Origin of the sequence: Vibrio sp. YT-17 (assembly GCF_033337375.1) — a bacterium.
GTDB classification, from domain to species: Bacteria; Pseudomonadota; Gammaproteobacteria; order Enterobacterales; family Vibrionaceae; genus Vibrio; species Vibrio alginolyticus.
In genome coordinates this window covers 209,908-221,765 of sequence record NZ_JAWOQP010000001.1, presented here as the reverse complement: position 1 = coordinate 221,765, position 11,858 = coordinate 209,908, and the positions used below count along the sequence as shown (strand labels likewise).

Annotated in this window: 10 protein-coding genes; 5 read left to right on the top strand and 5 right to left on the bottom strand. The window is 45.2% G+C overall.

Annotated features, from left to right (window positions below):
• Window positions 1-211: 211 nt before the first annotated feature.
• The gene (gene djlA / locus R7F67_RS00920) at window positions 212-1,066 is read left to right on the top strand and encodes a co-chaperone DjlA (RefSeq protein ID WP_005383076.1); all 855 of its coding nucleotides are present in this window, start codon (window positions 212-214) and stop codon (window positions 1,064-1,066) included.
• A 140-nt stretch (window positions 1,067-1,206) separates the two neighbouring features.
• On the opposite strand, the gene R7F67_RS00915 is transcribed toward djlA, so the two are convergent.
• From R7F67_RS00915 to leuA, 5 genes are all read right to left on the bottom strand, one after another.
• The gene (locus R7F67_RS00915; protein WP_258475904.1) at window positions 1,207-1,989 is read right to left on the bottom strand and encodes a DUF547 domain-containing protein; all 783 of its coding nucleotides are present in this window, start codon (window positions 1,987-1,989) and stop codon (window positions 1,207-1,209) included.
• Between the two features lie 335 nt (window positions 1,990-2,324).
• A complete protein-coding gene (gene leuD / locus R7F67_RS00910) occupies window positions 2,325-2,927 on the bottom strand; it encodes a 3-isopropylmalate dehydratase small subunit (protein ID WP_005383071.1) in 603 nt (200 codons plus the stop codon).
• Window positions 2,928-2,938: 11 nt separating this feature from the next.
• Window positions 2,939-4,339: a 3-isopropylmalate dehydratase large subunit gene (leuC, locus tag R7F67_RS00905; protein WP_005383069.1), complete on the bottom strand. Its 1,401-nt coding sequence runs from the start codon at window positions 4,337-4,339 to the stop codon at window positions 2,939-2,941.
• A 194-nt stretch (window positions 4,340-4,533) separates the two neighbouring features.
• A complete protein-coding gene (gene leuB, locus R7F67_RS00900; protein WP_258494449.1) occupies window positions 4,534-5,625 on the bottom strand; it encodes a 3-isopropylmalate dehydrogenase in 1,092 nt (363 codons plus the stop codon).
• An 82-nt stretch (window positions 5,626-5,707) separates the two neighbouring features.
• Complete coding sequence (gene leuA / locus R7F67_RS00895) at window positions 5,708-7,255, bottom strand: 2-isopropylmalate synthase (protein WP_005379685.1); 1,548 nt, start codon at window positions 7,253-7,255, stop codon at window positions 5,708-5,710.
• Window positions 7,256-7,774: 519 nt separating this feature from the next.
• On the opposite strand from leuA, the gene R7F67_RS00890 reads away from it, so the two are divergent.
• From R7F67_RS00890 to calR, 4 genes are all read left to right on the top strand, one after another.
• A complete protein-coding gene (locus R7F67_RS00890; protein WP_318056773.1) occupies window positions 7,775-8,572 on the top strand; it encodes an SH3 domain-containing protein in 798 nt (265 codons plus the stop codon).
• A 152-nt stretch (window positions 8,573-8,724) separates the two neighbouring features.
• On the top strand, window positions 8,725-9,273 hold the full coding sequence (locus R7F67_RS00885) for a phosphatase PAP2 family protein (RefSeq protein ID WP_005379690.1): 549 nt from the start codon (window positions 8,725-8,727) through the stop codon (window positions 9,271-9,273).
• Between the two features lie 3 nt (window positions 9,274-9,276).
• Window positions 9,277-10,323 (top strand): MJ1255/VC2487 family glycosyltransferase, encoded by a 1,047-nt coding sequence (locus tag R7F67_RS00880; protein ID WP_047101943.1) that lies wholly within the window; start codon window positions 9,277-9,279, stop codon window positions 10,321-10,323.
• Between the two features lie 553 nt (window positions 10,324-10,876).
• Window positions 10,877-11,836: a LysR family transcriptional regulator CalR gene (gene calR, locus R7F67_RS00875; RefSeq protein WP_005379693.1), complete on the top strand. Its 960-nt coding sequence runs from the start codon at window positions 10,877-10,879 to the stop codon at window positions 11,834-11,836.
• Window positions 11,837-11,858: the final 22 nt, after the last annotated feature.

Below are 11,858 nucleotides of genomic sequence, written 5' to 3'. Positions count from 1 at the left end.
CTAGCGTAATAGCCAAATGAATCAACTATAGTCGCATTTATCCCAGCGTATTGATTCACTGTGGCATAATGACGACAAAATAGCTGCAAAGATAAGCAGGCGAAATGGCCTAGCCGAAATAAAACTAATTCCATTATCATAAAGGAAATCGTTGCATCCGGCACTATAAGACCGCCGTCGTCGATAAAAATTCATTGATAGAGAACACATAATGCATATTTTTGGCAAAATTCTGGGTGCCTTTTTTGGCTTGTTACTTGGCGGGCCGCTAGGTTTACTCTTTGGCTTATTTATTGGCCATCAATTCGATAAAGCACGTCGCTTGAGTCAAGCCGGGTTCTCTACTGGCGGCTTTGGAAAAGGGCCAAGTCAAGCTCAGCGCCAAGAAGAGTTTTTTAAAGCGGCGTTTGCGGTAATGGGACATGTGGCAAAAGCGAAAGGCCAAGTCACCAAAGAGGAAATCCAACTGGCTTCAGCCATGATGGACCGCATGAATTTGCATGGCGAACAGCGTCGCGCAGCGCAAGACGCGTTTCGTGAAGGTAAAGACAGCGACTTTCCGTTAGAAGATGTTCTTGTTCGTGTGAAAATTTCGACAGCTGGTCGCTTTGACTTGTTGCAATTTTTCTTAGAGCTGCAAATCTCGGCGGCCTTTGCAGATGGCTCGATCCACCCGAGTGAACGAAATGTACTACACAAGATTGCACGTGGTTTGGGTTTCTCTTCTGAGCAATTAGAGCGTCGTTTGCAAATGCAAGAAGCCGCATTTCGTTTCCAAAGCCAGGGCGGTTTTCATGGTCAGCATCAAGGCCAATCTTCAGGTGGTAGCTGGCAACAAGCTTCACAAGCGGATCAGTTGGCCGACGCGTACAAAATTCTGGATGTGTCTTCAGATGCAGACAGTAAAACCGTTAAGCGTGCTTATCGTAAACTGATGAACGAGCATCACCCGGACAAATTGATGGCTAAAGGTTTACCACCAGAGATGATGAACGTCGCGAAAGAGAAATCTCAAGAGATTCAAAACGCTTACGATCTTATTAAGAAGGTTAAAGGCTTTAAGTAGTCGGACGTTTTCTATCAAACATTTGGATGTAAAAAAGGGCACTCAGTGCCCTTTTTCATGTCTTAGTCTTTGAGTTGCCTGTGTCTTTAGCTTTTGGCCTATCATGTCCCTAATGCTAATTGACCTCACATCCCCCCAGTTTAGTTGGCTTGATTCAAGTCCCAATCGTATTCGTATTTCACTTTGCCAGAGAAGTTTTTGTATTGCGGAGCATACTTTGCGATGTGTTTGAAGATTTGTTTTTCTCCACCAAAGTCCGTTGCAAACCAATCATAAATAGAAGACAGCTGTGCCGTGTTACCTTGGATAGATACGCCTTTGCTGCTGTTGATAAATGTTTTGGCGGCACTATCCAGTAGAGCTTGCGTGTTGTCAGCAGTGAATGCTTGAGATTGCAGATTAGGGCATCCTAGGCTGGCACAGTTAACCGCGTAATGCGTTCTTGGGTCATTCCAAATTGGACGCAAAATTCGATGTTCAATATCGTTTAAAGTTAGATCCTTCCCATTGACCACGACCACATCGTCTCCCCAAGGACCAAAGCTAAATAAACCACCTAGCTTGGTGATTGATTCGACTGGATAGTTATCCAAAATAAGATCTACCGTGATGGCGTTGTAAAGGTTTACCCAATAGGCATATTGCTCTGCTTGGTTGTATTGTAGAGGGTCTAGATTTGCCAAACGCTGGATGTATTGTTTCAGCTTAGTTTTATCGACAGAGGAGACTTGGCTATAACGAAACAAGGTATTCTCGCCTTGTTCAACTAAATAAGTATCGAGCAGTTGTTGCCATTCTTGATGAGAAATTTGGGTTTGGTTGGCTTGATTCGATTGTTTCCAATATGGCCATAAGTCGGATTTAGGCGCGGACAATGTCGAGAAAGAAACCAGAGCACACAACAGCAATAACAGACGCTTCATAGAGATACCTTTGAATGAGATATTGTTGATAGTGTAGACCAGTTTAGTGCTTGTTTTCTTTCAGTAATCAGTGGCCTTTATTCGCTGTCATTCCGAGGAGCATAAGCGATATCAGGAATCTAATACCCACAAACTCTTGAGTAAAGACAGTATGAATCTGTACAGTGCGCTCTGGTAGTCGATCCTGAATCACGTTCCTTCGTCGCTGTTCAGGATGACGAATTTCAACAGAGGCGTTCGGTATTCTGTAAGCAAAGCGATATGAGATCAGTCACCCAAAACAAATCAAGGGCCGACAATTGCCAGCCCTTGATTTGTGTATTTACTAACGCGTCTTAACGCAAGAAGCTTGGAATATTCGCTTCGTACTCAGCAATCTTATCTTCGTGTTGAAGGGTTAGGCCAATGTTGTCCAAACCGTTTAGCAAGCAATGACGACGGAACGAATCGATTTCAAAACCATATTCTTTGCCGTTGGCACGAACGACATTCGCTTCTAGGTCGACCTCGACTTCTGCACCTTCATTTGCCTCAACAAACTGGAAGATTTCATCCACTTCTTGTTCAGTCAAACGAACTGGCACCATTTGGTTGTTGATCGAGTTGCCGTAAAAAATATCGGCAAAGCTTGGTGCGATCATCGCTTTGATGCCGTAATCCGCTAGTGCCCACGGTGCGTGCTCACGAGATGAGCCACAGCCGAAGTTTTCACGAGCCAGCAAGATAGACGCGCCTTGGTAGCGAGGTGCGTTCATCACGAACTCTGGATTTGGCTGTTCGCCAGCATCGTCTAGGAAGCGCCAGTCATGGAATAGGTGCTTACCAAACCCTAGGCGGGAGACCTTTTGTAGGAACTGCTTTGGAATGATGGCATCAGTATCAACGTTCGCTGCATCTAGAGGAACAACTAAGCCTGTGTGTTGTTTAAAGCCTGACATTGGTTTGCTCCTTAGTCTAGTTCACGAATATCTACAAAGTGACCAGCAATTGCTGCTGCCGCTGCCATCGCAGGGCTCACTAGGTGGGTACGGCCATCACGACCTTGGCGGCCTTCAAAGTTACGGTTTGAAGTAGACGCACAACGTTCATGTGGGCCCAAACGGTCATTGTTCATTGCTAGACACATCGAGCAACCTGGTAGGCGCCACTCAAAGCCCGCTTCTTTAAAGATAACGTCCAAGCCTTCCGCTTCTGCTTGCGCTTTTACTTGCTCAGAGCCAGGAACGATCAGCGCTTGAACGTGAGGCGCGACTTTGCGACCTTTCGCTACTTCAGCGGCTGCGCGCATGTCTTCGATACGTGAGTTAGTACAAGAACCAACGAAGACTTTATCGACGTTGTAATCAGACAATGACTTGCCTGCCTCTAGGCCCATGTAAGCCAATGCTTTTTCTGCCGATGCTTTTTCTACTGGGTCGGCAAAGCTTTCTGGTGCTGGGATAGGTTGATCTACTGCGATCACTTGGCCTGGGTTAGTACCCCAAGTGACTTGTGGTCTGATATCCGCTGCGTTTAGTGTCACGACTGCATCAAACTGAGCATCATCGTCAGTTTTTAATGTCTTCCAGTATTCTACTGCTGCATCAAAGTCGGCACCTTGAGGTGAGAATTTACGGCCTTTGATGTATTCGAACGTGGTTTCATCTGGCGCAATCAAACCGGCTTTCGCACCTAGCTCTATCGCCATGTTACATACGGTCATGCGGCCTTCCATTGAAAGGTCAGTGATCGCTTCACCACAGAATTCAACTACGTAGCCTGTACCGCCTGCTGCTGTCGTTTCACCGATGATTGCTAGCACGATATCTTTCGCCGTGATACCCGGAGCCACTTTGCCTTTTACTTCGATCTTCATCGTTTTAGCGCGCGCTTGTTTTAGCGTTTGAGTTGCTAATACGTGCTCAACTTCAGATGTTCCAATACCAAAAGCTAGCGAGCCGAACGCACCGTGTGTAGCAGTGTGCGAGTCACCACAAACAATGGTCATGCCCGGTAGGGTAATACCAAGCTCTGGGCCCATAACGTGCACAATACCTTGATATTTATGGTTAATGTCGTAAAGCGTAACACCAAACTCTTCACAGTTTTTCGATAGCGTTTCCATCTGGATACGAGCCATCTCACCGGATGCGTTGATGTCTTTGGTGGTTGTTGAAACGTTGTGGTCCATGGTGGCAAAAGTTTTGCTGACCTGACGCACCTTACGACCTTTTTCACGCAAGCCGTCAAATGCTTGCGGAGACGTCACTTCATGTACCAAGTGACGGTCGATGTACAAGATTGGGTTTTCCCCTTCTGCTGCGACGGCAACGTGTGCGTCGTAGACTTTTTCGTATAGTGTTTTGCCCATTGTTTGCTTCCTTTCCTCATCGCCGTTGCCGCAATAACTGCGTTAGCGACACCCGTTTATCCAGTTATTTAGCTTATTTAGCGAACTAAACGCCTTAATATAAATGGGCTTGCTGCCTTGCTATTGCACCAATGACTTAGAGGAAAGCCATTGGTTGACCGAGGATTTAGTATTTATTATGAATCTGTTTTGTATTAAGAGTTTAAGACGTACTCAGCGATCTTATCGCCCATCTCAGACGTCGAAAGTGCTGGGTTGTCACCAGCAAGGTCACCCGTTAGTTCCCCCGCTGATAGCGCTTTTGAAACTGCCGTTTCGATGTCTTGTGCCGCCATTTCCTCACCTAGGCTATAACGTAGCATCAGTGCCGCAGACAGGATTTGTGCCACAGGGTTAGCGATGTTCTTACCTGCGATATCTGGTGCACTGCCACCTGCTGGCTCGTACAGACCGAATTTGCTTTCGTTTAGACTTGCTGATGGCAACATACCCATAGAGCCTGTGATCATCGCACATTCATCAGAAATGATGTCGCCGAAGATGTTTGAACACAGCATTACGTCGAACTGAGCAGGGTCTTTGATAAGCTGCATAGTCGCGTTATCAATGTACATGTGTGACAACTCGACATCTGGGTAGTCTTTTGCGATTTCTTCGACTACTTCACGCCATAAGATAGAGCTTTGTAGAACGTTCGCTTTGTCGATAGAGCACACTTTCTTGCGACGTAGACGAGCAGAGTCAAAAGCGATTTTTGCAATACGTTCGATCTCAAAGCGGTGGTACACCTCAGTATCAAATGCTTTTTCTGTTGCGCCTTCACCTTCACGACCTTTCGGTTGGCCGAAGTAGATACCACCCGTCAGTTCACGGACTACCACGATGTCAAAGCCGCGACCCGAGATGTCTGCACGTAGCGGTGAGAAAGCTTCAAGACCTGAGTGAATTCGCGCTGGACGTAAGTTACAGAACAGTTGGAAGTGTTTGCGTAGTGGAAGTAGGGCACCACGTTCAGGTTGGTCGTTTGGTGGTAAGTGCTCCCACTTAGGGCCGCCAACCGAGCCGAATAGGACTGCATCAGACTCTTCACATGCTTTTATTGTGCTCTCTGGAAGTGGGCAACCGTGGTTGTCGATCGCGATACCACCGACATCATGCTCGTCACGCTCAAACGCAATACCATGTTTCTTTTCGATTGCATCCAATACTTTATGTGCCTGCGCCATTACTTCCGGGCCAATGCCGTCACCGGGTAGGACGGCAATTTTGTACGATTTGTCTGTCATGTTAATCCTTTAAGTTTTCTAATTTTGAGCTTAATTATTTCAACGAGCGTGTTCTTTCCTGAGCCGTGTAGCCCGGTTGTTATTACACAGTCGCAATCTTTTTCTGCTTCATTTCTTCGATTTTATCTGCACGATGAATGCTGTTAATAACGTGCAATAATGCTTGGCCGGAAGCCTCAACGATGTCGGTGGAAACACCCGTACCGTGGTATTTGCGACCTTTGTAGTTGGCAATGATGTCTGCTTGACCCAAACCATCTTCACCTTCACCTTTCGCGGTTAGGTCGAATTTATCCAGAACGATGTCGTAGCCTGTCACGCGGTAGATACATTGGTATAGCGCATCAACTGGGCCATTACCGACCGCTGCTTCACACATTTCTTCATCACCGCATTGCATTTTGATGCTGGTGGTAGCCATTACGCTGCCAGACTGCACGCTTAGGTAGCTCAATTTGTAGAAGTCATCTTCTTCACGCAAGTTCGAGAAGTGCATTAGGGCTTCTAGGTCGTAATCGAACACTTGGCCTTTGCGATCAGCAAGTTTCAAGAAATCCGCATACAGCGCGTCTAGGTTGTACTCGTCTTCGTTGTAACCCATGGTATCCATATGGCTCTTCACGGCAGCGCGACCGCTGCGGCTGGTTAGGTTCAGAGCTTGGTTTTTTAGGCCAATAGACTCAGGGGTCATGATTTCGTAGGTATTCTTATTCTTCAACATGCCATCTTGGTGGATGCCTGAAGAGTGGCTAAACGCATTTGCACCCACAATTGCTTTGTTGCTTTGAATAGGCATATTGCATAGCTGGCTAACCAACTTACTGGTGCGGTGAATTTCATCATGCTTAATGCCAGTGTGAACGCCCAAAAACTCTTGACGAGTCTTGATGATCATTGCGATCTCTTCAAGTGAACAGTTACCCGCTCGCTCTCCAATGCCATTGATCGTGCCTTCTATCTGACGTGCGCCAGCTTGAACGGCGGCAATAGAGTTGGCAACTGACATCCCCAAATCGTCGTGACAGTGAACGGAGATGATCGCTTTATCAATGTTCGGAACGCGGTTAAATAGGGTTTCAATAATCCCACCAAACTCACTTGGTACGGTGTAGCCAACGGTATCTGGAATGTTGATTGTACTCGCACCTGCATTGATGGCGGCTTCTACCATGCGACATAGGTTGTCGATTGGAGTACGACCAGCATCTTCACAAGAAAACTCGACATCATCAGTGTAGTTACGTGCATGTTTAACGGCGTTGACTGCCATTTCTAGTACATCGTCGTAGCTGCGGCGTAGTTTGTCTTCTACGTGAATGGTGGAAGTGGCTAAAAACGTGTGGATACGGAATTGGTCAGCCACTTTTAAGGCTTCAGCGGCAGCATCAATGTCTTTCGCAACGGCACGCGAAAGGGCACAAACTCGACTGTTTTTTATGTTTTTTGCGATGGTTTGTACAGACTCGAAATCACCTGGTGAAGAGATTGGGAAGCCAGCTTCGATAACATCAACGCCGAGTCTTTCCAGCGCATAGGCAATCTGCAGTTTTTCTTTAACCGTCAAGCTTGCTGACAACGCTTGCTCGCCATCACGCAATGTGGTGTCGAATATAATGACCTGATCGTTCATGTTTGCTTCCTTCCTGATTTCTGCACTTTCGCGCAAGTGAATCGTTTACTTCCAGTATTTAGATATAAAAAAACCCGCATTCTCATGCGGGTTCTTAGAAATTGGTGTGGTTATTTTTCTTCCACAGCCTACCCGCGCGAACTGGTCACGATCAGGAGGAGGCTAAGCAGGATAGAAAAATGAGCTGACATAGTTGTTAAGCTTTCCACATAATTAAGTTAACAAATTAGTACCGCACTCCATGAAGCGCGTCAACCCTAAAGTCGATTTTTTATTCATATCGGATGAGTCTTTTCGTTTGCTTGAGAAAAATGATGCACTAAGTGAAACGGCATGATGCGATAGAAACGTGCTAGAAGAAGTAAGTTCTCATCAAGTTTGCGACGTTTCATTACCAAAACAAGCATCGGGATTGCGACTTGTCACACAAAGGTCCGAATTGTTTGGCAAAAGTTTTGAATGACCATTTATAGTAGTGCAGTTGCACTAGGTAAAAGAAATATAAGGGTTAGGGAAAGAATGAGGTTAACAAAACAATTTGGACGTTCAGCCATAGTATTTACTCTGGTCAGCTTGTCGGGTTGTCAGCTGTTTCAATCGCAGACCTATGTGGAAGTGGCTTCCCCCGTTGTTATGAATAATCACTCACAGAGCGTCATGGTCATCAATGATCAAATGGATCGATTTTTGAGTTATGAAGGACGCGAATCGTTCTTGAATCAGATGCTTGTTGCCCTTGAGTCTGACAGCCGAAATAAGTTTAAAGGTAAAGATCCGGAAACGTATTCTTGGTGGAAGATCCGTGTCCAGCCTAGTGAGAAACAGCAAGCGGAAGTTTTCCGACCAACCACTGAAGGTGTCGATACCTCAAACCCAGTAGAGTTTATGGATGTCTCTTACCGCTCTAAGACCACATTAAACCTACGCTCCAAACCGAGTCTTGAAGGGGCAAAGCTTGGCGTATTATCGAAAGGGGAAGTCTTTAATGTGCTAGCAAAAGTGGTTGATCAACCTTGGTTTCTCGTTGAACAGAAAGGAGTGATAAAAGGTTATGTCCATAAGGATTATGCGCGCAGCAATGTGATAAATCGTGACATTTTATCTACTCAGCCTAACCCTCTACTAGAGCCTAACTCGTGTAAAACGGAGCAAACGAGTATAGAGCATGAACTGTCGGGAAACTATACTTGCCGCTCACTGAGCTATGAGCTTACAAAAGATGGCGACATGACGACGGGCTCTTTGCGCGCCTGCCGCAAGAAGAGAAAAGTCTGGTATATAGACACCCCTCAACCGCAACCATCAAACCCTTCTTAATGTTCTATTTTTATGGTTATGCCCAATAGATAAATCGTTGGGCACACCTTAATTTGGCCTTTGTCATTAATTGTCCAAACTCCCGTCATGCTGTTGTCACCTAAACCTCCTACTTTTCACACAAAGGCGTTGTCAAAGTAAGGAAAGGTCACATGCGAACCATAGAGACAATTACACAGCCAATTGCAACCATTGCTAAGTTTGATTTAGCGCTCTCTAGTGTTTGTCTTAAGCACCGTTTTAATCAACAAGTCGCCAATATCAGTAAAGGAGTTTCCCACAGTGGTGACGGGCATCTTTACTTGGTGTTGGGGTTATTAGCTTGGTATTTAGATAAGGAGCAAGGAGTCTGGTTTTTACTGGCGGGTTTACTTGCTTTTGCTATCGAGCTACCAATTTATTGGACGCTGAAAAATAGTTTTAAGCGTCGTCGCCCTGAAGAGCTTAGTGCACTCCTTCCTGCTTTTATTACCCCCTCTGATCGCTACAGTCTTCCTTCAGGACACACTGCCGCTGCGTTTGTCATGGCGACGCTGATTGACCATTTCTATCCGAGCCTAGGCGTTGCTGCATTCTTTTGGGCAAGTTTAATCGGAACCGCGCGAATCTTATTGGGTGTGCACTTTTTTACCGATGTCATCATTGGTGCACTGCTTGGCAGTCTTTGTGGTGGATTAGCGATTGCGATGTTAGGAGGCTAATTGATGAAAATCTTGTACGGTGTTCAAGGGACAGGAAACGGACATATTGCACGCGCAAGGGCGATGAGTCATGCGTTTAAAGAGCACAATGTTGAGGTCGACTTTTTGTTTTCTGGGCGAGCGCCGGAAAAATACTTTTCAATGGAAGCATTTGGCGATTACCAGACTCGCCGAGGCTTCACCTTTATTACCGAAAAAGGCTCTGTAAACTACGCGAAAACAGCATTGAATAACAATTTGGTGCAGTTTTTCAAAGAAGTTAAGCAACTCGATCTGTCGTCCTACGATCTTATCATTAATGATTTCGAACCTGTGACTGCGTGGGCAGCGAGACAACAAAATAAGCCTTCTATTGGTATCAGCCACCAAAATGCTTTCCGTTATCCGGTGCCACTAAAGGGAGCAAGTTGGTTAGATAAATCCGTCATTGAATACTTTGCGCCTTCTCAACATCACCTTGGTTTGCATTGGCATCATTTTGATCAACCTTTGTTACCACCGATAGTGCATACCGTCGATAGCCAAGCAGAAAACGACGACTTCGTGTTGGTGTATCTACCGTTCGAATCGATTGAAGATATCTCAGACTTATTGTTCCACTTTAATCAACAAGCGTTTATCTGTTATCACCCGGATGTGATCGAATGTGAGCAGGTAGAAAACATAGAACTGCGCCCTTTATGCCACAGCAACTTCCAGCATCATTTGCATCGCTGTAGTGGTGTCATTGCTAATGGTGGGTTTGAGCTTCCTTCAGAAGCCTTGTCTTTGGGGAAAAAATTGTTACTAAAGCCACTCGCGGGTCAATTCGAGCAGCAGAGCAATGTTGCGACCTTAGAAGATTTAGGGCTTGCGATGTCGATGGAGAGCTTAGACATTTCCGCAGTACGCCAGTGGCTGAAGGAGCAACAAGCCGAAAGTGTGAAATACCCAGATGTTGCTCAGGCTATTGTTCATTGGGTATTGCAAGGTGCATGGGATTCAAAAGCAGAGTTATCCAGACAGCTGTGGGAGCAGGTTGATTTTCCAAGTTACGTGTCGAACATTTAAGTACGTTGTTCAGTACATTGTTCCTTCCATTTTTGACACGATTTTGTTGCAGCCTTTCTGTTTGGAAGGCTGCATTTTTATTCTTCCTCTCTCATTTCTATTCAGTGTGTATTTGCTGATAATTTGACTGATAAGTGCAAAATTCAATCAGAGATATAGCTGCTATATGTTGTTCTCATCCCAACCAATAACTGAGCTAAATGCATGCTTGTGTTAACCGCCTGTCCTATCAATTTGCTAAATACGTCCTCAAAGAATGCATTTTTACGTGTTTTATAGTTTTTTATATTTTTATCAAGTATTTGTTATTTAACAAATAAATACCTAATTGGCTAAAATTTACTGATTAAATATCAATCTAGTTGCGAAACCGCAATCGATTAGTTGATAGTACAGTTCGAGCCGGAAGTATCCTGACGATAAATATAATAAAAAGTTAGGTTATCTATTCGTAAAATGATTCGAATCCAGCCGCCGTCTTTTGTGCGAGATGGGATTCTATTCGTTATGAATTTAATGAACAAAGTTGACGATTACAAAAGAGGCGCACTCAATGTTAGAGAAGAAAGACGCGATGAGCGCAATTGCTAGCTACCGTATGGAAAGCACTTTGCGTGGTGTAGATTTAAACCTACTGACTGTATTTGATGCTGTAATGCAAGAGCAAAATATTACTCGTGCAGCACATAACCTAGGCATGTCTCAACCGGCGGTAAGTAACGCCGTGGCACGCTTAAAAGTGATGTTTAACGACGAGCTATTCATGCGCCAAGGCCGTGGTATTCAGCCTACGCAACGAGCACGTCAACTGTTTGGTCCTATTCGCCAAGCACTGCAGCTGATTCGCAATGAACTTCCTAGCTCCGTATTCCAGCCAGAATCTTCGACTCGCTTATTCAAGCTTGCGATTTGCAGCCCTTGCGACATGCGTTTTGCTCCGAAGATCATGGCAAAAGTGAATCAACAAGCACCAAACGTTCAGCTTCACCTAGATGCAGAATTTGACCGTTTGTTGTCTGAGCGTATGCGCTACCAAGAAATTGATTTCGTGATCGACTACGCTCGTTTTGATGAGCAAGGTTTCTCAAGTACTGAAATCTTCAAAGATGAATTAGTGGTTATCGCATCAAAAACACACCCACGCATTCAAGGTGGTGTGACGGCTGAGCAACTGCTTAACGAAAAGCATGCGAAGTTATCGAAAGTGCATGGCCAACGTAGTTTCTCAGAGCAAGCGTACCGTGAACTGGATTGCCAAGCGGCGTATGAAGGTTCTAGTTTAAGCAACCTACTATACGTGGTGGGTCAATCTGAGCTTGTGACTATTGCACCACGTTGGATGGCGGAAAATGCGGTAAACAGCGATCAACTGCAAATTCTTGATTTTCCATTTGCGAACAAAGAAATCAGCGGTTTCTTAAGCTGGCATGAATCAAGTGAAAAAGATAAAGGCCACATTTGGCTACGCGATCAACTGATGATCACTTGTGGTGAAGTCGTTGCCGCAAAATAAGATGACGTTTGGTCTTCTCGAT